The sequence below is a fragment of the Onishia taeanensis genome (assembly GCF_900100755.1).
Lineage (GTDB): Bacteria > Pseudomonadota > Gammaproteobacteria > Pseudomonadales > Halomonadaceae > Onishia > Onishia taeanensis.
Map to the genome: position 1 here is coordinate 1 of NZ_FNCI01000004.1, position 21,535 is coordinate 21,535.

General features: G+C 63.4%; 15 protein-coding genes. 1 reads left to right on the forward strand and 14 read right to left on the reverse strand.

The features are described from left to right. Positions 1-140: 140 nt before the first annotated feature. The 7 genes from fadA to cysM form a co-directional block, all read right to left on the reverse strand. On the reverse strand, positions 141-1,319 hold the full coding sequence (gene fadA, locus BLR71_RS06865) for an acetyl-CoA C-acyltransferase FadA (protein WP_092524475.1): 1,179 nt from the start codon (positions 1,317-1,319) through the stop codon (positions 141-143). A gap of 27 nt (positions 1,320-1,346) precedes the next feature. Further along, positions 1,347-3,539, reverse strand: a complete 2,193-nt coding sequence (gene fadB, locus BLR71_RS06870; protein WP_092524477.1) for a fatty acid oxidation complex subunit alpha FadB — start codon at positions 3,537-3,539, stop codon at positions 1,347-1,349. 370 nt (positions 3,540-3,909) lie between these two features. Beyond that, positions 3,910-6,558 (reverse strand): phosphoenolpyruvate carboxylase, encoded by a 2,649-nt coding sequence (ppc, locus tag BLR71_RS06875; protein WP_092524479.1) that lies wholly within the window; start codon positions 6,556-6,558, stop codon positions 3,910-3,912. Between the two features lie 131 nt (positions 6,559-6,689). Continuing rightward, positions 6,690-7,565, reverse strand: a complete 876-nt coding sequence (mazG, locus tag BLR71_RS06880; protein WP_092524481.1) for a nucleoside triphosphate pyrophosphohydrolase — start codon at positions 7,563-7,565, stop codon at positions 6,690-6,692. Beyond that, positions 7,565-9,841 (reverse strand): GTP diphosphokinase, encoded by a 2,277-nt coding sequence (relA, locus tag BLR71_RS06885; RefSeq protein ID WP_092524483.1) that lies wholly within the window; start codon positions 9,839-9,841, stop codon positions 7,565-7,567. The genes mazG and relA overlap by 1 nt, the downstream gene beginning before the upstream one ends. A 6-nt stretch (positions 9,842-9,847) precedes the next feature. After that, entirely contained in the window at positions 9,848-11,329 is a 1,482-nt protein-coding gene (rlmD, locus tag BLR71_RS06890) for a 23S rRNA (uracil(1939)-C(5))-methyltransferase RlmD (RefSeq protein WP_092524485.1), read from the reverse strand. Between the two features lies 1 nt (position 11,330). After that, positions 11,331-12,227, reverse strand: a complete 897-nt coding sequence (gene cysM / locus BLR71_RS06895) for a cysteine synthase CysM (RefSeq protein WP_092524487.1) — start codon at positions 12,225-12,227, stop codon at positions 11,331-11,333. A gap of 118 nt (positions 12,228-12,345) precedes the next feature. Between cysM and BLR71_RS06900 the strand changes: the two genes are divergently transcribed. Continuing rightward, positions 12,346-15,039 carry an ATP-binding protein gene (locus BLR71_RS06900; protein ID WP_092524489.1) on the forward strand — a complete coding sequence of 898 codons (2,694 nt, stop codon included), beginning with the start codon at positions 12,346-12,348 and terminating at the stop codon, positions 15,037-15,039. A gap of 37 nt (positions 15,040-15,076) precedes the next feature. Here BLR71_RS06900 and acpS read toward each other — a convergent pair whose 3' ends face one another. The 7 genes from acpS to lepA all read right to left on the reverse strand — a co-directional run bounded on the left by acpS (position 15,077) and on the right by lepA (position 21,410). Next, the gene (gene acpS / locus BLR71_RS06905; protein WP_092524491.1) at positions 15,077-15,454 is read right to left on the reverse strand and encodes a holo-ACP synthase; all 378 of its coding nucleotides are present in this window, start codon (positions 15,452-15,454) and stop codon (positions 15,077-15,079) included. A gap of 11 nt (positions 15,455-15,465) precedes the next feature. Then, on the reverse strand, positions 15,466-16,257 hold the full coding sequence (pdxJ, locus tag BLR71_RS06910; RefSeq protein ID WP_092524493.1) for a pyridoxine 5'-phosphate synthase: 792 nt from the start codon (positions 16,255-16,257) through the stop codon (positions 15,466-15,468). A gap of 78 nt (positions 16,258-16,335) precedes the next feature. Further along, entirely contained in the window at positions 16,336-17,043 is a 708-nt protein-coding gene (gene recO, locus BLR71_RS06915) for a DNA repair protein RecO (protein WP_092524495.1), read from the reverse strand. Between the two features lie 7 nt (positions 17,044-17,050). Beyond that, entirely contained in the window at positions 17,051-17,953 is a 903-nt protein-coding gene (gene era / locus BLR71_RS06920; protein ID WP_092524497.1) for a GTPase Era, read from the reverse strand. Next, on the reverse strand, positions 17,950-18,639 hold the full coding sequence (gene rnc / locus BLR71_RS06925; protein WP_092524499.1) for a ribonuclease III: 690 nt from the start codon (positions 18,637-18,639) through the stop codon (positions 17,950-17,952). The genes era and rnc overlap by 4 nt, the downstream gene beginning before the upstream one ends. Positions 18,640-18,724: 85 nt before the next feature. Beyond that, positions 18,725-19,579, reverse strand: a complete 855-nt coding sequence (gene lepB / locus BLR71_RS06930) for a signal peptidase I (protein WP_092524501.1) — start codon at positions 19,577-19,579, stop codon at positions 18,725-18,727. Between the two features lie 13 nt (positions 19,580-19,592). Then, a complete protein-coding gene (gene lepA, locus BLR71_RS06935; protein ID WP_092524503.1) occupies positions 19,593-21,410 on the reverse strand; it encodes a translation elongation factor 4 in 1,818 nt (605 codons plus the stop codon). Between the last annotated feature and the right edge of the window lie 125 nt (positions 21,411-21,535).

Genomic DNA, 21,535 nt, shown 5'->3' on the forward strand with positions numbered 1-21,535 from the left:
CTGGCACTGAAATGAAGACTGCCCCGGCAAAGCCGAGGCAGTCTTCTGGAGCGCCGCCCCGAGGCTGGTGACGGGTTATCACACAGCCTCCCTAAAGGCGCCGTTTTTGCTTCTACTCAAGCGTTCTTGCTAGCGGGCCGTCATTTCAGCCGCTCGAAGATGGTCGCCACGCCCTGGCCCATGCCGATACACATGGTGGCAAGCCCCAGGCGGGTGTCCTGCTGTTCCATCACGTTGAGCAGGGTGGTGCAGATCCGCGACCCGGAGCAGCCAAGCGGATGGCCAAGAGCGATGGCACCGCCGTTCAGGTTGACCGCCTCGTCCATGCGATCGAGCAGGCCGAGATCCTTGAGCACCGGTAGCGACTGGGCGGCGAAGGCCTCGTTGAGCTCGACGGTCTGGATATCATCGATAGTCAGGCCAGCCGCCTTGAGCGCCTTCTTGGTCGCCGGCACCGGGCCATAGCCCATGATCGAGGCATCGCAGCCGGCAACGCCGGTGGACAGCACCCGGGCGATCGGCTCTAGCCCGAGAGCCTGGGCGCGTTCGTAACTCATGACCGCCATGCCGCTGGCGCCCACCGACAGCGCAGAAGAAGTACCGGCGGTGACGGTGCCGTGGCGCGGGTCGAAGACGGGCTTCAGGGCGCCCATGGATTCGAGGCTGGCTTCGCCACGAATCACCTCGTCGCGATCCACGCGCACCTTGAAGCCCTCGGCGTTATGGCCCTCGACGCCGATGATCTCGTTGTCGAAGCGACCCGCATCGAGAGCGGCTTGGGCACGCTGGTGAGAGCGCACGCCGAAGGCGTCCTGCTGCTCGCGGCTGATGTTGTGCATTTTGCCCAGCAGCTCGGCGGTCAGGCCCATCATCATCGCCGCCTTGGCGGCATGCTTGCTGGCGGCCGGGTTTACATCGACACCGTGGGTCATCGGCACGTGCTCCATGTGCTCGACGCCGCCGATGATATAGAAGTCCCCCATGCCGGCCTTGATGTTGGCACTGGCGATATGCAGCGCGCTCATCGAGGAGCCACACAGCCGGTTGACTGTCTGGGCCGGCACGCTGCGCGGTATGCCGGTCATGATCGCCGCGTTACGGGCGATGTTCATGGCTTGCTCGAGGGTCTGATTGACGCAGCCCCAGATCACATCGTCGACTTCCCCGGGGTTGAGCCCGGGATTGCGATCGAACAGTGCCTGCATCACCGCCGCCGACAGGTTTTCGGCGCGCACGTTACGGAAAGCGCCGTGCTTGGCCTTGGCCATGGCGGTACGTACGCCGTCGACCACCACGATATCTCTTGGATTCAAACTCATCTGACAACCTCTCCTGTACGTGGTGGCTCAGGCCGGGTTCTGACTTGAAGCGGCGGCATCGGAATAGAAACGCTCGCCGGCCTTGGCCATGGCGCGCAGTTTGTCGGTGGGGGCATAGAGCGGCCCCAGTTCCTCGGCTAAGCGCTCGGCCTGGGCGACGAAAGCCTCGAGGCCCATGGCATCGATATAACGCAGCGCGCCACCGCGGAACGGCGGGAAGCCGATGCCGTAGATCAGCGCCATGTCAGCCTCTGCCGGCGTATCGACGATGCCATCTTCCAGGCAGCGCACGGTTTCCAGGCACAGCGGCACCATCATGCGTGCAATGATTTCCTCATCGGAGAAGTCTTGGCTTGCCGTGGCAAGCTCCTTGACCAGGGAAAGCGCTGCCTCGTCATCGACCTTCTTCGGCTTGCCCTTCTTGTCTTCCTCGTAGGCGTAGAAGCCCTTGGCGTTCTTCTGGCCCAGGCGCTCGGCCTCATACATGGCCTGAATGGCCGTTTTTCCTTCGCGTGCCATGCGGTCCGGGAAGCCTTCGGCCATTACCTCATTGGCGTGCACGGCGGTATCCATGCCCACCACATCGAGAAGGTAAGCGGGCCCCATCGGCCAGCCGAACTTCTCCATGATCTTGTCGACCCGGCGGAAGTCGGCGCCCTGCTCGACCAGCAGGCTGAAGCCGCCGAAATAAGGGAAGAGCACGCGATTGACCAGAAAACCCGGGCAGTCGTTGACCACGATCGGTGTCTTACCCATGGCGCGGGCATAGGACACGGTGGCCGCCACGGCCGCATCGCTGGTCTTCTCACCGCGGATCACTTCGACCAGTGGCATGCGGTGCACCGGGTTGAAGAAGTGCATGCCGCAGAAGTTCTCGGGACGCTTGAGATTCTCGGCCAGGCGGGTGATCGAGATGGTCGAGGTGTTGGAGGCGAGAATGGTGTCCTCGCCGACCTGCCCTTCCACCTCGGTGAGCACCGCGTCCTTGATCTTGGGATTCTCGACCACCGCCTCGACCACCAGGTCGACGTGACCAAAATCGCCGTAGGACAGGGTCGGGCGAATGTTGGTGAGCTTCTCGGCCATCGTCTCAGTGGTGAGCTTTTTCCGTTCGACCTGCTTGGCGAACAGCTTGCGCGCCTCCTTGAGGCCAAGCTCGATGGCGTCCTCCTTGATATCCTTCATCAGGATCGGGGTGCCCTTCGAAGCGCTCTGGTAGGCGATGCCACCGCCCATGATGCCGGCCCCCAATACCGCGGTCTGATTGACCGCCTGCGCCTGCTTGACGTACTGGCTGCCCTTCTTCTTGACCACCTGGTCATTGATGAACAGGCCGACCAGGTTGTAGCAGACATCGGTCAGCGCCAGCTTGGCGAAGGCCTTGGCCTCGATGGCCTGGCAGCGCTCGCGGCCCTCGCCGGCCCCCTTCTGGATCACCTTGATGGCCTCGATGGGCGCGGGATAGTGCGGGCCTGCCTTGCCGGCCACATAACCCTTGGCGGTCTCGAAAACCATCATCTGCTCGATGGCGTCGAGCTTGAGCGGCGAGGTCTTCTCGTCGCGGCGTGCCCGGTAATCGAGCTCGCCGGCATTGGCCCGGGCCAGGATGTCCCGCGCGGCGGCCTCGAGGCACTCGCCCGGCACCACGGCATCTACGGCGCCAACCTTAAGGGCGGCATCGGCGCGATTCTCGGTGCCACCGGCGATCCATTCGATGGCGTTATCGGCGCCGATCAGACGCGGCAGGCGCACGCAGCCACCCCAGCCGGGCAGGATGCCGAGCTTGGTTTCAGGCAGGCCGATCTTGGCGGTATCGGCCATGACACGGAAGTCGGTGGTCAGGGTGATCTCACAGCCGCCACCCAGCGCCAGGCCGTTGATGGCAGTAACGGTGGGAAACGGCAGGTCTTCGATGGCGTTGAAGATGGCGTGCACCGTCTGGTTCATCTCGACCAGATAGTCCTCGCCTTTCTCGAACAAGCCATGAAACTCGGTGATATCGGCGCCAACGATGAAGGCGTCCTTGGCACTGGTGATCACCAGACCACTCAGGCCCTGAGTCGCGGCGATGGCCTCGACCGCCTCGCCAAGCTCCGCGACCACCGCGCTGGACAGCTTGTTGACCGACTCACCCTTCAGGTCGAAGGTGAGCGTGGCGATGGGCTCGCCCCCGTTATTGGTATCGCTCGCCACCGCGATGGCATTGCCTTGATAGATCATCCATTCATCTCCAAACAGGGTTGGATGCCGGTGCCCGGCCGCGCATTCATACGGCCGTTTGATTATGGGTCAGCTTGCGCCAGCCACCGCGAAGCGTCAAGCCCCACGGTCTTAGCGAAAGGTACTAGTCCAAGGGTCTCGTTAAAGGTGCTGGTTAAAGGTGCTGGTGATAGGAGCCTAGCTGAAGAGGGAGACTTGTTCAGAGAAGGGCCTGGTCAGACAGGAGGCGAGTCAGGAAAGAAGGAAGGCATGGAATTATGTCGCGCCGGCGAAGGCGCAACCAGACCCCCCGGCGATGCGAATCCGTTCGCATCGCCGGGGGGTTCTTAGCGCCAGTTGAACCATCAGCCGAGCGCCTCCGGGCCGGGGGTTAACCCGTGTTGCGCAGCCCCGCGGAGATGCCCGCCATGGTCACCATCAGGGCACGCGTCAGCGCCGGACTGATGGCGCCATCGGCATCCCGGTTACGCTGCAAAAGCTCGGCCTGCAGGCCATGCAGGGGGTCGATGTAGGGGTTGCGCACCGCGATGGCCTGATGAATCAGCGGCGTATTCTCCAAAAGCTCCTGCTGGTCGAGGATATCGAGCAGCGCCGCCTGCAGCTTGGTGAAGCGCCCGCGCAGCTCTGCGCCCAGCTCCAGCAGCCCCGGTTCGTCGACCAGGCGCCGCTCGTAGTAGGCGGCGATATCGATATCGGCCTTGGCGGAAAGCATCTCCAGCATGTCCAGATAGGTGCCGAAGAAGGGCCAGCGGCTGCGCATGTCCCGCAGCCGCTCGAGGCCACCCGGCTCGGCCAGGCGCTGAACGAAGGCCTCGCCGCTGCCAAGCCAGGCCGGCAGCATCAAGCGGGTCTGGGTCCAGGCGAAGATCCAGGGAATCGCGCGCAGGGTCTCGACGCCACCGTCCTGACGACGCTTGGTGGGACGCGAGCCCAGCGGCAGCCGGCCCAGAGAGCCTTCCGGCGTCACCGCCCGGAAATAGGGCACGAAATCCGGATTTTCGCGCACCACGCCCACATAGGCCTTGTGCGCCACTTCGGCGAGATGGTCCATCTCCTCCCGCCAGGCAGGCTCGGGGGCCGGCGGCGGCAGCAGCGTCGCCTCCAGCACCGCGCAGGCATAGATCTCCATCGAGCGCAGGGCGATGTCCGGCTGACCGAACTTGAAGCGAATCATCTCCCCCTGCTCGGTGACCCTTAGGCTGCCATTCACCGAGCCCGGGGGTTGGGAAAGAATCGCCGCGTGGGCCGGACCGCCGCCGCGACCCACGGTGCCACCGCGACCATGGAAGAGCGTCAAATCCACGCCGTGGCGCTTGCAGACCTCGACCAGGGTCTCCTGCGCCCGGTACTGGGCCCAGGCGGCGGCCAGCTGGCCAGCATCCTTGGCCGAGTCGGAATAGCCGATCATCACTTCCTGCTCGTCGCCGGCCAAGCGGCGATAGCCCGGTAGTGCCAGCAGCCGGTCGATGACGTCGGCGGCCCGATTGAGGTCATCCAGGGTCTCGAACAGCGGCGCAATGGGTAGCGCCACGTCGCCGCCGACTTCCTTCATCAATAGCGCCACCGCCAGCACGTCGGACGGCTGGCCGGCCATGGAAATGATATAGGTGCCTAGCGCCTCGCGCTGCTCGGAGGCGACCACACGGAAGGTGTCGATCACCTCACGAGTCTCGCTGGAGCACTCCCAGCGGCGCGGGATCAGCGGGCGTCGCGAGTCGAGCTCACCAAGCAGGAACTCCTGGCGCTTGGCTTCATCCCATTCCTGATAGTGCCCCTGGCCCAGATAAGCGGTCAGCTCGTCGAATACCTGGGTATGGCGCGACGACTCCTGACGCAGATCGAGCTTGGTCAGGGTGACGCCGAACACGGCGACGCGGCGCAGGGTGTCGAGCAATACGCCGTTGGCGATGGTATCCAGGCCGACATCGCACAGCGAGCGATAGCAGGACAGCAGCGGTGCATAGAGCTGGTCACGATGCTCGATGATCGGCCCGCCCTCGTGGGGCTCACCGTCGAGGCCCGCCTTGGCCCAGTCGCGGGTGGCCTCGACCTTGGCGGTAAGGCGCTTGAGCAGTTCCCGATAGGGCTCAGTGGCATCACCGACCTCGGCGCGCAAGGCACTGTTGGCCTTCCACATCGATAGCTCGGCCTTGAGCTGGTCAAGATCGCGCAGGTATAGGTCAGCGGCCATCCAGCGGCCCAGCAGCAGGACCTCGCGGGTGACCTTGGCGGTGACATTGGGATTGCCGTCGCGGTCACCGCCCATCCAGGAGGCGAAGCGCAGCGGCGCGGCATCCAGCGGTAGGCGCTCGCCGGCGGCCTCCAGCAAGAGGCTGTCGAGGTCGCGGTGGAAATCGGGCACCGCCTGCCACAGCGAGTTTTCGATCACCGCGAAGCCCCACTTGGCCTCGTCGACCGGCGTTGGGCGCTCGTGGCGAATTTCGTCGGTGTGCCAGGCCTGGCTGATCAGCTCTTCCAGCCGGCCATGGACCCGGGTCAGTTTCTCGGGAGAATCGACCGTCGACTCGAGCCCGGTCAGGCAGTCATCGATGGCGTCGTACTTCTGGATCAGCGTACGACGGATGACCTCGGTGGGATGGGCGGTCAGCACCAGTTCGACCCGCATGCTGGCCAGCGATTCGACCAGCTCGCGAGGCGAATGGCCGGCCTTGCGTGCCCGGCTGATCAAATCGCCAAGTTCGGGCTGGGAGCCCGGCTTGTAGTCCTCGACGCGACGAAAGCGCGCCCGGTAATGCTGCTCGGCAATATTGGCAAGGTTGAGAAACTGATTGAAGGCCCGAGTGACCGGCAGCAGGTCGCGATCCGGTAGCCGGCGCAGGTACTCGATCAGCTCGCGGCGCCCTTCGGGATCGCCCTGCCGGCCGCGCTTGGCCAGGCCACGGATGGACTCGATCTTGTCGACGAAGCCCTCACCCAGATCGTCGGCGATGGTGCGCCCCAGGCTATCGCCCAGCACGCGCACATTGTCTCGCAAAGATTCATGCAGATCGTCGCTCACAGACATCCCTCCTGTCGGCTATTGGCATTGTTGACCCGCTACTGCAATGGGCGACTCCCGCGATGAGATGCCTGTCCTCGGGCGCGAGCGCCGTGTCTTGTTGTTCGTCTTGCGGCCGACCCGCTTGGCCATCAGGCCGGTGTTTCGCCGTTTCGCTCAAGCGCCTCATCGTTCTTTTCATCCGCCTTGGCGGTCTGCCAATGCGCTTCCATGTCCTCGAGTGTGACCTGGCCTAGCACCTTGCCCTCGTCGGCGAGCGCCGACTCCACGTGACGAAACCGCCGCTCGAACTTGGCGTTGGTGCCGCGCAGACGCTGCTCGGGATCGGTCTTCAAGGTGCGGGCGAGATTGACCACCGCGAACAGCAGATCGCCGACTTCCTCGCCGGCATGTTCCTGATCGCCGGCGGCCAAGGCCTCCTCGACCTCGTCGAGCTCCTCGCGGATCTTGTCCAGGACGCCGCGATGATCGGGCCAGTCGAAACCGACCCGTGCGGCACGCTTGGAAAGCTTGGCGGCGCGGCTCAGTGCCGGCAGGTTGCGGGGCACGTCGTCGAGCACCGAAACGGCCTTGGTATCTTGATCTGCTCGCTCGGCACGTTCATCGGCCTTGAGCGACTCCCAGCGGGAGTGTACCTGGGCGGCCTCGACCTCGGCGGCACTCTTGCCGTCGCGGCGAGACCCCAGAGTGCCATCGGGAAAGACATGGGGATGACGGCGCAGCATCTTGGCGGTCAGCACATGCACCACGTCGTGGAAGTCGAACCGCCCCTCTTCGCGACCGAACTGGCTGTAATAGACCACCTGGAACAACAGGTCGCCAAGCTCCCCCGGCAGTTCAGCGTAGGCGCGCCGCTCGATGGCATCGGCGACCTCGTAGGCCTCCTCGAGGGTGTGCGGTACGATCGAGTCCCAGTCCTGCTTGAGATCCCAGGGGCAACCCTGGTCGGCATCGCGCAGCACGGCCATCAGGGTCAGCAGGTCATCGAGACGGTAACGCTCGCTCATCAGCGTCCTCCCTTGCGGGGGGGCTTGCTCTTGGCGCCGCTTCTCAGGCGCTTGACGTCGAGCACGTTGGAAAGCTGCTGGATGCGCGAGAACAGCCGCCCCAGGGTCTCCAGGCCATCGACCTCGAGGGTAATGGTCATTCTGGCCAGGCCCTCGACCTCATCGGTCTGGGTGTTCACGGACAGCACATTGACCTTGTCGTTGCTCAGCACCCCGGTCACATCGCGCAGCAGTCCCGAACGGTCCCAGGCTTCGATCTCGATATCCACCGGATAGCGGGTCGCCGCCCGTTCACCCCATTCCACCTCGATGATGCGCTTGGGCTCGTCCATGCGCAGTTGAAGGATGTTGGGGCAGTCCTGGCGGTGCACGGTGACGCCGCGCCCCTGGGTGATGAACCCGACGATATGCTCGCCGGGCACCGGATGGCAGCAGTTGGCCATGCTGGTCTTGAGGTTGCCGACCCCCAGCACGGTAATGCCCTGATCGCCGGCGGCCGGCTTTTCGCGGCGCGGTTTGGCCAGCAGCCGGTCGAGCTGCTCCTGGTCATCGTGCTCGCCAAATAGCTGCTGGGCCTGATGAAGCACCTGGCCGATGCGCAGGTCACCGGCGCCGATGGCGGCATACATGTCCTCGGGCGTGGCGTAGTTAACCTTCTGCGCCAGGGTGGTGAGGTCGATATCCTCGACGTCGAGGCGCTTCATCTCCTTGTCGAAGAGCGCCTTGCCTTCATCCAGGTTCTGGCCGCGGGCCTGCTGCTTGAACCAGGCCTGAATCTTGGCCCGGGCCCGGGAGGTACGCACGAAGCCCACGGACGGGTTGAGCCAGTCGCGGCTGGGCCCACCCTTGGTGGCGGTCAGTATCTCGACCTGCTGGCCGGTCTGCAGCTCGTAGGTCAGCGGCACGATGCGACCGTTGACCTTGGCGCCGCGGCAGCGATGGCCGATCTCGGTGTGTACCCGGTAGGCGAAATCGATCGGTGTGGCCACCCGCGGCAGATCGATGACGTGGCCGTCGGGAGTAAAGACGTAGATACGATCCGGCGCCACATCGCTCGAGAGCCCTTCGCGCAGGTCGCCGAAACCGCCGACTTCCTCCTGCCATTCAAGCACCTGACGCAGCCAGGCGATCTTGTCTTCGTAGCTGCGGCTCTTGGCCTTGGTGTCGTGGCCCTTGTAGCGCCAGTGGGCACAGACGCCGAGCTCTGCCTCCTCGTGCATGGTGAAGGTGCGGATCTGAATCTCGAGCACCTTGTTATCGGGGCCGAACACGGCGGTATGCAGCGACTGGTAACCGTTTTTCTTGGGGTTAGCGATGTAATCGTCGAATTCGTTGGGCACGTGGTGCCAGCGGGAATGCACGATACCCAGCACCGTGTAGCAGTCGGCTACCCGGGGCACCAGGATGCGCACGGCGCGCACGTCGTAAACCTGGGAGAAGTCGATGTGCTTGCGCTGCATCTTCCGCCAGATCGAATAGATATGCTTGGCGCGACCGTCGACGTCGTACTCGTGGATGTCCTGGGCTTCCAGAAGCGCCTTGAGGGTGCTCACCACATCGTGGATATAGCCGGTACGATCGAGGCGCTTCTCGGCCAATTGCTTGGCGATCGACTTGTACTCGGCTTCGTGGAGATAGCGAAAGGACAGGTCCTCGAGCTCCCACTTGAGGTGGCCGATGCCCAGCCGGTGCGCCAGCGGGGCATAGATGTCGAACACCTCGCGCGCCACTCGCAGACGCTTGTCGCGGGTGGCGTCCTTGACCTGACGCAGGGCGCAGGTGCGCTCGGCGATCTTGATCAGCGCCACGCGCACGTCATCGATCATGGTCACCAGCATGCGCCGCAGGTTGTCCTGCTGGTTGTACTGGGACATGTCCTGACTCGGCAGGGCCTGATGGCTGATCGCCGCCATGTGCAGCACGCCTTCGATCAGGGTGGCGACTTCCTGGCCGAAGCGCTTCTCGACGGCCTCGACCGAGATCAACTTGACGCGCACAGAGCGATACAGCACGGCGGCTTCCAATGCGGTCTGGTCGAGCTTGAGTTCGCCGAGAATATCGGCCATCTCGAGCCCCATCCGATAGTTCGAGCGGTTGCCAAGCCCGAATGAGTGCGCCGGGGTTGCTTCATCGGCGAGGCTGCAGGCCAGCTCGCAGGCGTCACGCATCCGCGCTGGGTCGGTAAGCACGGTGTCCTCGCCGAGGCGGGCCAGCCATTGGTCGAGGTCTACCTCGCCGTCGTCGGTCAACGGCTGGTCATCACGCACCTTTACCATGGTGCTTCACTCCTTTGACATCTGCGCCGTCGTCTCATCGGACGCAGGAATTTCGGAATGCTCGAACAGCACAACGGCCTCGAGGTGGGCCGTCTGCGCAAACATGTCGGCGACTGCCGAGCGCGCCAGGCGATAACCACCGGCCGCCAGGTGCGCCGCATCCCGAGCCAGGGTCGCCGGATCGCAAGAGACATAGAGAATCCGAGCAACGCCGGACCTGGCCAGCTGCCGCGACAAGGCTTCTGCACCTTCCCGGGGCGGGTCCAGCACCACCAGGTCCCAGTCGGACTCGCCGAGTAGCGCGCGGACCTGGTCCTCGCGACTCAGATCCGCCTGCCGGGCACTGACCCCAGAAAGGTCGTTGCGCCGGGCATTGGCGGCCAGGCGTTCGACCATCAGCGGGTTGCCTTCTACACCGGTTACCTTACCGGTGTGTGCGGCCAGTGCCAGGCTGAAGTTGCCGACGCCGGCGAAGCAGTCGAGCACTCGCTCGCCGGCGTTGGGCGCCAGCCATTCCAGAGCCGTATCGACCAGGCGCTGATTGACCGAGGCGTTGACCTGCAGGAAGTCTCCCGGCGCAAAGCCAAGCAGCAACTCACGTCCGGCTTCGGACACGTTTTCCTGGCCATTCTCACGCTCGGCCCCAGCCAGCGTCGGCCCATTCAGCACCACCTTATAGTGCAGGTCGGGCGTCTCCGTCAGCCACTCGAGACGCGGCGACTCGCGGCCCAGCAACCAGCCAAGCGATAGCGCGTGGACGGCGGCAAAGGCCTGCCAGCGTTGGGCATCATCCGGCTGGGCACGCAGCTGACGCACCACCAGACAGACACCGCCATCGCTTGCGATAAGCTCGAGATGCCCCACCTGACGCGGCGCATCGAGGAGAGCGAGCTGCTCGCGAAGCGGCGCCAGCAAGGCTTCGAGGGCCGGCACCAGCACCGGACACATGCCCATGTCGATCAGGTGGTGGCTTCCTCGGGCGCGAAAGCCCAGATGGATACGCCCCTCGGCATCGACCTTGACGCCTAGCCGTGCCCGGCGCCGATAGCCGAGCCCGTCGGAGGACAGCAGCGCCGGCGCTTCATCCAGGGTAAGCCCCTGACGCGCCAGTTGCTCGACCAGCACCTGCTGCTTGTGATGGCGCTGGGCATCCAGTGTCTGATGCTGCAGGTCGCAGCCGCCGCAGACGCCGAAATGCGCACATGCTGGCGTCACACGTTCGGGCGATGCCGTCAGCACCTCGCGAACATGCGCCTCATCGAAGCGCTGGCGGCTCTTGTGCACGGCGATTTCCACCCACTCACCGGGCAGCGCGCGATCGACGAACAGGGTCTTGCCGGCCGCATCCCGCGCCACGCCGCGGCCATCGTGGGCGAGACGCAGGATGTCGACGCCACGATCATCGGAAGCCGCCTGCTGAGAGCGCCGGGGCGCCGATGCTTTCTTGGTCGCAGGTTTTGGTGTGCGACGCTTGCCTAGCATCGCCATCTTATTGCTCCGGCGCATAGAGGCCGGTGGATAGATAACGGTCGCCGCGATCACAAACGATGAAGGCAATCACCGCATTCTCGACTTCTTCGGCGATCTTGAGAGCACCTGCCAGGGCACCACCGGAGGAAACGCCGGCGAGGATGCCCTCCTCCCGTGCCAGGCGGCGCATATGCTCTTCCGCCTCGGTCTGGCCGATATCGATCACCCGGTCGACTCGCGCTGGCTCGAAGATGCTCGGCAGATAGGCCTCCGGCCAGCGGCGGATGCCGGCAATGCTGGCGCCATCCTCGGGCTGCAGACCGATGATCTGTACCTCGGGGTTCTGCTCCTTGAGGTAGCGCGACACGCCCATGATGGTGCCGGTGGTGCCCATCGAGCTGATGAAGTGGGTGATGCTGCCATCGGTCTGGCGCCACAATTCCGGCCCGGTGGTGCGATAATGCGCCATGGGGTTATCGGGGTTGGCGAACTGATTGAGCGGTTTGCCCTCGCCGCGAGTGATCATGGTATCGGCCAAGTCCCGAGCCCCTTCCATGCCCTGCTCTTTGGTCACGGGAATCAGCTCGGCGCCGAAGGCCGCCATGGCCTGCTTGCGTTCGCTGGACGCATTGTCGGGCATGATCAGTACCATGCGATACCCCTTCATGGCGGCCGCCATGGCCAGCGCAATGCCGGTATTGCCGGAAGTGGCCTCGATCAGGGTATCCCCGGGGGTGATCTCACCGCGTGCCTCGGCCTCGGCGATCATCGAAAGTGCCGGGCGATCCTTGACCGACCCCGCCGGGTTGTTGCCCTCGAGCTTGGCCAGCAGCGTATTGTTGCGTCCGGCAGCGATGCGCTTCAGGCGCACCAACGGCGTATTGCCGACCACATCCTCGAGCGTGGGAAATTGCATCTAACCTTCCTTCTGGAAAAGTCTTTGGCGCCATTATATCGTCGGGCGTGTCCCGGTGACAGGGATCGGCCATGGCTGTGGCATACTGCACGCAAATGAAGTTTCTAGAGAGTCATGCATGTCGATCAAGACGCGCCTGCTGCTGTGGCTGATGTTACTGCCGCTGAGTTTGCTGGCCATCACCTCTGCGCTAACCCTGACCCACGAGTCCAATGAACGTCGCTCATCGCTTCAACAACACCTGATAGAAACCACCTCCCTGACCGCCCAGGCGATGAGTTCGGCGCTGGCCAATCAACAGATCGATACGCTACGAACGCTGGGAAAAGCGCTACTCGAGGTCGATGAAATACGCTCGGTGCGTCTCTTCTCGGCAGACGGCACGCCCCTGATGTCGCTTGGCCAGCCTCCTCGCACATCGGCACGCCGCCCAACCGAGACGACGCTCGATACCAATGGCGCGGGCTGGCAACTGACGCTGCCGCTGGAAAACTCTGACGACTGGCTAGCGGTAGAAATCGAGACCTTTGGCCTTACGCTGAGCAAGTATCGTCACCTGCTGATCCATGGGCTGGGCCTGCTGCTGGCGGGCCTGGGCCTATTTTTGCTGGCCTATTCGCTGAGCCGGCGCACCACCGACCCCTTGATCGCTATTCAGGCGGCGCTGGAGCGCCTCAATCGCGGCGATCATGGCGTTCGCTTACCCGAAACGGGGCCAGAAGAGACGGCCCAGATCATGACGAGCGTCAATGCCTTGCGCGATCACCTGGAGCGTGTTCAGGAGGACATGCAGGCTCAAATCGAGCAGAACACCCAGGACCTGCAGGAATCGATGGAGACCATCGAGGTCAAGAATATCGAACTCGATATCGCCCACCGTCGTGCCCTGGAAGCCAGCCGCATCAAGTCCGAATTTCTCGCCAACATGAGCCACGAGATTCGCACGCCGCTCAACGGCATCATCGGTTTCTGTCAGCTACTGGGGCGCTCCCAGCTCGACAGCCGCCAGCAGGACTGGCTCGAACACATGCAGAAGACCTCCGACAGCCTGCTGCTGCTGGTCAATGACATCCTCGATTTCTCCAAGATCGAGGCCGGCAAGCTCGAGCTGGAGACCGTCCATCTGGACATGGTCGATCTGGTCGATGAGGTACTGGGCATGCAGGCACCCCAGGCCCATCAGAAAGGGCTACACCTACTGGGCCTGGTCTTCGATGACGTCCCGACCGACCTGAAGGGCGACCCACTGCGCATTCGCCAGGTGCTGACCAACCTCGTCAATAACGCCATCAAGTTCACCGAGAGTGGCGAGGTCATCGTACGGGTGATGCTCGAGGAGTCCCGAGAGCACCAGGTCATTCTAAGAGTGAACGTCAGCGATACCGGCATCGGCCTGCCCAGGGAACAGCGCGACAGGCTATTCAAGGCATTCAGTCAAGCCAACTCGAGCGACACCCGCCAGTTCGGGGGTACCGGGCTTGGCCTGGTGATCTGTCGGCAGTTGATCGAGCAAATGGGTGGCGCTATCACCATGTCCAGCGAACCCGGCCAGGGGTCGATCTTCTCTTTCAATATTCCCCTGTCCACGCGCCACGAATATCGCGCTCCGGAACTCGACCTCGGCGGTCGAGTGGTAGTCCTTCACGAGTCTCACCTGGCAACCCGGCGCGCCCTTAACCACCTGCTTTCGACCTGGAACGCCAAGGTTCCGGCGCGCGGTGACAACGGCCATACCGTTCTGCCCCCTCCACCGGACCTGGTCCTTGCCAGTCTCGATGCCAAGGATCTGGCCCCCGAGCGGCTGGCAAGCTGGCAGACCTGTCTGGATGAAAGCTCCTGCCCAACCATCCTGATGGCCAATACCAGCCCCTACGATATGCCGGAACTTCGCCTGCCAATGGGCGGCGAGACGCTGACGAAGCCCATCTCGCGCCAGGTGCTGGCCGACACGATCAAGCGACAGCTAGGGCTGTCGGCACCCTCCAAGCTTCCGACCCCTAAGACGTCGTTGCCGAAGCTTGCGGCCACCGACCTGCCAAGGGTGCTGGTGGTCGACGACGTGGCGTCCAACCGTCTTCTGCTGCAGGAGCTGCTTCGCGAAGCGGGCATCACCTCGCTGCTGGCCGCCAGCGGGGAAGAGGCGCTGGCACTGGCCCAAAGCGAGCGCATTGACCTTGTATTGTTGGACATTCGCATGCCCGGCATGGGAGGCGAAGCCACGCTGGAGGCGCTGCGCCAGCTAGGGGGCGCCTGGAAGACCTGTCCGGTCATCGCCGTCACCGCTCACGCACGGGAAGAAGAGCGCCAACGCCTCCTGTCGTGCGGCATGCATGACGTCTTGATCAAGCCCATCGACGCCAGAATGCTGATCAAGCTGCTCGGCCAACACCTGGGACTGGCCCTGCCGACTCCGCGTCAGAGCCCGAACGGGTCATCGGAGACGGCATCCGGCGAGAGCCATGTCGAGGCTGACGGTGAGCTGGCAGTGGTGGACATGCAGATGGGTGCCAGGCTTGCCGGTGGGCGAGAGGATCTGGCGCGCAAGACATTGACGCTACTGCTGGAAAGTCTGGATGAGAGCGAGGCTAGCCTGGATGCGGCTTGGCAGGCCAAAGACGAAGAGGCCCTGCTGGATGCCATCCATCACCTGAACGGTGCCTGCCGCTATTGCGGTGTACCGCAGTTGGCGCTGCTCGCCGAGACATTGGAGACGCGGCTAAGAGTGCAGGGCTTGGCGGCGGTCGGCCCTCTGCTGCAAGAACTCTACGCTGCCATGGGGCGGCTGCGCGCCTGGCAGTCGCGCCAGGCCTAGCAGCGCGGCCTCATGAGCGCTAGGTTCGTGAGGCCCGCTACCCTTCCAGCACCACCAGCGCCAGCGCCATGTCGGCCTCATCGGAAATCGACAGATGCATGCCGGTCACGCCCAGTCCCTCAGCGAGGGCCTGGGCCTGGCCGGAAAGCGTCAGCAAGGGCCGGCCCAGGTCGTCGTTAACCACTTGGATCTCGGTCCAACGCATGCCCTGTCGCATGCCGACCCCCAAGGCCTTGACGAAGGCCTCCTTGGCGGCAAAACGCTTGGCGAGATAGGCCGCAGGCTGGCCATGCTCGGCGAGACGCGCCTGCTCATGAGGACCCAGCAAACGTGCCGCAAAGCGATCGCCGTGGCGCGCCATGGCTGTCTCGAAGCGCGCCACCCTGGCGATATCGGTCCCAATGCCGAGGATCATATCGGCTAACCCTAAGCGTGGTCGTGGTCGTGGTCGTGGTCGTGAGTTTCCATGGCGGCCACCAGACCAGCCTCCTGGCCGGCGATCGCCAGACGCTTCATGTCGGCCACGGCTTCCTTGAGCCCCACAAACAGCGAGCGTGCGATGATGGCATGGCCAATATTGAGCTCGGTGAGCCCGGGAATGGCGGCGATCGCCTCGACATTATGATAATGCAGGCCATGCCCGGCATTGACCACCAACCCAAGCTCCAGCGCCATTTCGGCGGCGGCACTCAGGCGCGCGTACTCGCGCCGAGCCTCGTCACCGCAAGCCTCGGCATAGGCCCCAGTGTGTAGCTCGATCACGGGAGCCCCCACGTCCTTGGCCGCTTCGATCTGCACGGGTTCCGGATCAATGAACAGCGACACCTCGCAACCGACGGCGGCCAGGCGCTTGCAGGCGGCGGCGATGGTCTCGCGCGCACCGGCCACATCTAGCCCACCTTCAGTGGTCAGCTCTTCACGCTTTTCCGGCACCAGACAGATATGCGCCGGGCGAATCTCCTCGGCCAGCTCAATCATCGCCGGCGTCACGGCCATCTCGAGGTTCATGCGGGTGTTGAGCACCTCGGCGAGGAGCCTGACATCGCGCTCTTGGATATGGCGACGATCTTCACGCAAGTGGACGGTAATGCCATCGGCACCGGCTTCCTCGGCGAGCAAGGCCGCCTGGACGGGATCGGGAAATCGCGTGCCGCGGGCTTGGCGCAGGGTGGCAATGTGATCAATGTTGACGCCGAGCAGGATACGAGGGGGGAGCATGGCAATCTCTCCAATAAATCATCAGGGGAACATCAGCGGATAGGGGCAAGTCGATAGGGTATTCGATAGAGCAAGACATCAGCCGGAACGGCGACGCGCCGCCAGTTGCTGCATCAGCTCACGGGCCCGCAGGGGGCGCTCGCCAAGCAGCGGCGTCAGTGCGGCCCTGGCCAATGAGCGTGCCGGAGCCGCAAGTCCCGGCGCCGCCCAGTCACCCTGCTCCAACAGTTTGAGCGTGCGACCATCGAGGCCGCCAGCGTGACCCGGTGCCAGTGGACTGAAACGACGCGCGTCAGCCCGATAGACATAGCGAGTCTGGGGGTCGAGCTCAACGCCATCGAGATCACAGAACACCGGCTCGGCATCCAGCGCCTCCAGCAGGGCAAACTCCATACGCCGCAAGGCACCGGCCCGCTCGCCTGGCAGCGGTAATTCCTTCATGGCGGCGCCATAAAAGGCAAAGACCTCGGCCACCGGCAGTTCCAGCGGCAGCAGCCGGGTCAGCAGTTCGTTGGCGTAGAATCCGCATAGCAGCCCCTCTCCGGCGAGCATGGGCGCACTGCCGGTGCTCTCCATCAGGCGCAGGCGTTTCAACTCCCCTGCCCCCACCCAGGTCAGGTGCAGGGGAGTGAAGGGCTGCAGACGCGACCTGGAGCGGCTACCGGGTCGCTGCACGCCCTGTGCCACGGCGCGGATACGGCCATGATCCAGGGTCAGCAAGTCGACCAGGGCACTGGTCTCACGATAGGGACGCTTGTGCAGCAGAAATGCCGGCTGGGGCTGCATGAGAGGGTCAGTCGAGGTCGTAGCCCAGGCTCTTCAAGGCCCGCTCATCGTCAGACCAGCCGCGCTTGACCTTGACCCAAAGATTGAGCATGACCTTGCTCTCGAAGGCGCGCTCCATTTCCAGGCGCGCCTCGCGGCCGATCTTCTTGATGCGATCGCCGGCCTCACCGATCAGGATCTTCTTCTGCCCCTGACGCTCGACCATCATCAGCGCACTGATATGCAGGGTACCGCGCTGATCGGTCTTGAATTCCTCGATCTCGACGGTCATCTGATAAGGCAGCTCGTCGCCCAACTGACGCATCACCTTCTCGCGCACCAGCTCAGCGGCCAAGAAGCGCGAGCTCTTGTCGGTAATCTGGTCATCGGGGAAGTGATGAATGCCTTCCGGCAGGTGCTTGGCGACCTCGGCCTCGAGCTCGGGCACATTGGTGCCATGCTTGGCCGAGATCGGCAGGATGGCGGCAAAATCGCGCTTGGCGCCGACTTCATCGAGCCAGGGCAACAGGCTCGCCTTGTCCTCAAGCCAGTCGACCTTGTTGACGGCGAGGATCACCGGTGCGCTGACATGCTCCAGCTTGTCGAGCACCACCTGGTCTTCCGGCGCCCAGCGGGTGCGGTCGATGATGAAGACCACGCAGTCGATGTCGCGCAACGCCTGGGTCGCTGCCTGGTTCATGAAGCGGTTGATCGCCTTGTTGCGATCCTTCGACATGATATGCATGCCGGGGGTATCGACGTAGATGAACTGGGTCTCTTCATCGGTCTTGATGCCCATTACCTGGTGTCGCGTGGTCTGCGGCCTCCGCGACGTAATGGAGACCTTCTGACCGAGGATGCGATTCATCAGTGTCGATTTGCCGACGTTGGGACGCCCGACGATGGCGACGAAGCCACAGGATTGAGTCATGAGCGACCTCCACGGGGATCAAGGCGAGTCAGGGCAAGTTCGGCGGCCTGCTGTTCGGCATGGCGGCGGCTCGAGCCTACCCCCACGGTGTGCTCGCCGATCATTTCGATGTGGCACTCGACGGTGAAGGTCTGGGCATGGGCCTCGCCATCCACGTTGACTACCTCATAGCGCGGCAGTGGCGACTGACGCGACTGCAGGAACTCCTGCAGGCGGGTCTTGGGATCTTTCTGGGTGTCCTGCAGGTCCAGCGCCTCCAGGCGGGTCGCGAACCAGGACAGCACGCGGGTCTTGGCCACGTCCATGCCGGCGTCCAGATAGATGGCGCCAATCACGGCCTCGACGGCATCGGCAAGAATCGAGTCACGACGATGGCCGCCGCTCTTCATCTCGCCGGAACCGAGCCGCAGGCATTCGCCCACGGAAAACTCGCGGCCTAGTTCGGCAAGGGTCTGCCCCTTGACCAGGCGGGCACGCAGGCGCGAAAGCTGGCCTTCGCGAGCTTCCGGGAAGCGCCGGAACAGCGCCTCGGCGATCACGAAGTTGACGATCGAATCGCCGAGGAACTCGAGCCGTTCGTTGTTCTGGCCACCAAAGCTGCGATGGGTCATGGCCAGCTCCAGTAGGCCGGGGTCGGCGAACTCATGGCCGACCCGGCGGCTGAAGGCATTCAAGGGGTTGCTCACGAAACTCCTGCTACTCTCTTAAAGGTTGTCATCATCGATAGGCATTGTGATCACACCCGGATGCGGCCGTCGGGCCGCACCAGGGTCAGTCGATCACCCGGACCTCACTGAAGCTGGGCAGCCCGCCGTCCCAGTGCATCCACACGGCGAAGGCCTTGCCCACGATGTTTTCTTCCGGCACGAAGCCCCAGTAGCGGCTGTCGTTGGAGTGGTCACGGTTATCGCCCATCATGAAATAATGCCCCTCAGGCACGCGAAGCTCGCGCATCTGCGGCCCGGGGTCACGAAAATCATTGTAAATGGGGTGCGTGATATCGCCCAAGCTTTCCTCGAGCAATACCTCTTCTAGCTGGTCGGTATCGGTTTGATCGACCACCTCTTTGGGAACCGCTTCGCCGTTGATGTAAAGCTGCTTACCCTCATAGCGAATGCGGTCCCCCGGCAGGCCAATCACTCGCTTGATGAAGTTGACCGACGGATCCTGCGGAAAACGAAACACCATCACGTCGCCGCGTTCAGGCTCGCTGATATCGACCAGCTTGGTGTTGGTGACCGGCAGCCGCAGACCGTAGGTGAACTTGTTGACCAGGATGAAATCGCCGATCTCGAGTGTCGGGCGCATCGACCCCGAGGGAATCTGGAAGGGCTCGACCACGAAGCTGCGCACCACCAGCACGATCAGCAGCACCGGGAAGAAGGAGCGTGCATAGTCGACCAGCCACGGTTCCTTGGCGCTCTTTGGGGTGCCCTTGTTAGCCGCGGCATATGTCATGCCGCCCTCTTGACCACCCGATGCCTGGCCAGCCCCATGCGCCAGCTCTTGTCCCTCAGCGGCCAGCGCCATGCGCTGTTGGCGCCGTTTGGACCACCAGACGGCGTCGAGCAGCCAGATCAACCCGGTGACCGTAACGGCCACCACCAGCAGAAGCGAAAAATCCATTTGTCAGGGTTTCCTAGTCGTTCACCTTGAGCACGGCGAGGAAGGCATCTTGCGGGATCTCGACCCGACCCACCTGTTTCATGCGTTTCTTACCCGCTTTCTGCTTCTCGAGCAGCTTCTTCTTGCGGGATGCGTCGCCGCCATAGCACTTGGCGGTCACGTTCTTGCGCAGTGCCTTGACCGTCGAACGGGCCACGACCTGTCCTCCAATCGCCGCCTGGATCGCGACGTCGAACATCTGGCGCGGGATCAGCTCTTTCATCTTCTCCACGAGCAGACGACCACGTGAATGAGCATGATCACGGTGGATGATGACTGCAAGGGCATCGACGCGATCACCGTTGATCAGCACGTCCAGACGCACCAGCTTAGCGGCTTCGAAGCGCTCGAAGTTGTAATCGAGCGACGCATAGCCCTTGGTGATCGACTTCAGGCGGTCAAAGAAGTCCATGACCACCTCGGACATGGGCAGCTCGTAGGTCAACTGAATCTGACTGCCCAGGAACTGCATGTCCAGCTGGGTGCCGCGGCGCTGCTCACATTCGGTGATGACGTTGCCGACGAACTCCTGGGGCACCAGGATGCTGGCCCGCACGACCGGCTCACGCATCTCGTTGACGTTGGCCATGTCCGGCAGCTTGGAGGGGTTGGAGACATAGATGATCTCGCCGCTGTCCATCGCCAGCTCATAGACCACCGTGGGCGCCGTGGTCAGCAGGTCGAGATTGTATTCCCGCTCGAGGCGCTCCTGGATGATCTCCATGTGCAGGGTGCCAAGGAAGCCGACGCGGAAACCGAAGCCCAGGGCGTCAGAATTCTCAGGCTCGTAGTCCAGGGAGGCATCATTGAGCGCCAGCTTCTCCAGCGCGTCGCGGAAGTCCTCGTAGTCGTCGGCGCTGACCGGGAACATACCGGCATAGACTTGCGGCTTGACCTTCTGGAAGCCGGGCAGGCGCGGCACGTCTGGCGTTTTGGTGTGGGTGATGGTGTCGCCCACCGGTGCGCCATGAATGTCCTTGATACCGGCGACCACGAAGCCGACCTCACCGGCGCGCAGGATGCCGGTTTCCTTGCGTAGCGGGGTGAAGATACCCACCTCGCCGACCGGCCAGTCGCGGCCTGTCGAGGTCATGCGAATCTTGTCGCCCTTCTTCAGGGTGCCATCGAAGACTCGCACCAGCGAGACCACGCCCAGGTAGTTGTCGAACCAGGAGTCGACGATCAGCGCCTGCAGCGGCGCGTCCCGATCACCCTTGGGCGCCGGAATATCGCGCACCAGACGCTCGAGCAGACCTTCCATGCCCATGCCGCTCTTGGCCGACACCTGGCAGGCATCGGTGGCATCCAGGCCGATGATCTCCTCGATTTCCTTGCTGACCTTGTCCGGGTCGGCCTGAGGCAAGTCCATCTTGTTGAGTACCGGCAGCACCTCGAGCCCCTGCTCCACGGCGGTGTAGCAGTTGGCCACGGACTGCGCCTCGACCCCCTGCCCCGCATCGACCACCAGCAGAGCACCCTCACAGGCGTAGAGCGAACGAGAGACTTCATAGGAGAAGTCGACGTGCCCCGGCGTATCGATGAAGTTGAGCTGGTAGGTCTTACCATCGTCAGCCAAGTAATCCAGGGTGACCGACTGCGCCTTGATGGTGATGCCGCGCTCACGCTCAATATCCATGGAGTCGAGCACCTGCTCCTTGAGCTCGCGATCGGTCAGGCCGCCACAGATCTGAATGATGCGATCCGAGAGGGTCGACTTGCCATGATCGATATGGGCGATGATCGAGAAGTTACGAATCAAGCTCAGGTCTTTGCTCGTTGCGTTGTTGCTCATGCACAGTCATCCGGTTCTTGGTGCGCATCCCGTCGGCCACCGGGTAAAGCCCGATGGGTGGGGCGTCTTGAAAAAGAATGCCGGCATTGTACCGGCAAGGGCTCGACAGGAACAGCGACGCCGCC

Bases quoted from the DNA above. Each gene is read 5' to 3' on its own strand.
- lepB (WP_092524501.1), bottom strand. From the start codon at position 19,579: ATGGATTTTTCGCTTCTGCTGGTGGTGGCCGTTACGGTCACCGGGTTG.
- fadA (WP_092524475.1), bottom strand. From the start codon at position 1,319: ATGAGTTTGAATCCAAGAGATATCGTGGTGGTCGACGGCGTACGTACC.
- era (WP_092524497.1), bottom strand. From the start codon at position 17,953: ATGACTCAATCCTGTGGCTTCGTCGCCATCGTCGGGCGTCCCAACGTC.
- lepA (WP_092524503.1), bottom strand. From the start codon at position 21,410: ATGAGCAACAACGCAACGAGCAAAGACCTGAGCTTGATTCGTAACTTC.
- rlmD (WP_092524485.1), bottom strand. From the start codon at position 11,329: ATGGCGATGCTAGGCAAGCGTCGCACACCAAAACCTGCGACCAAGAAA.
- BLR71_RS06900 (WP_092524489.1), top strand. From the start codon at position 12,346: ATGTCGATCAAGACGCGCCTGCTGCTGTGGCTGATGTTACTGCCGCTG.
- cysM (WP_092524487.1), bottom strand. From the start codon at position 12,227: ATGCAATTTCCCACGCTCGAGGATGTGGTCGGCAATACGCCGTTGGTG.
- acpS (WP_092524491.1), bottom strand. From the start codon at position 15,454: ATGATCCTCGGCATTGGGACCGATATCGCCAGGGTGGCGCGCTTCGAG.
- pdxJ (WP_092524493.1), bottom strand. From the start codon at position 16,257: ATGCTCCCCCCTCGTATCCTGCTCGGCGTCAACATTGATCACATTGCC.
- mazG (WP_092524481.1), bottom strand. From the start codon at position 7,565: ATGAGCGAGCGTTACCGTCTCGATGACCTGCTGACCCTGATGGCCGTG.
- recO (WP_092524495.1), bottom strand. From the start codon at position 17,043: ATGCAGCCCCAGCCGGCATTTCTGCTGCACAAGCGTCCCTATCGTGAG.
- relA (WP_092524483.1), bottom strand. From the start codon at position 9,841: ATGGTAAAGGTGCGTGATGACCAGCCGTTGACCGACGACGGCGAGGTA.
- fadB (WP_092524477.1), bottom strand. From the start codon at position 3,539: ATGATCTATCAAGGCAATGCCATCGCGGTGGCGAGCGATACCAATAAC.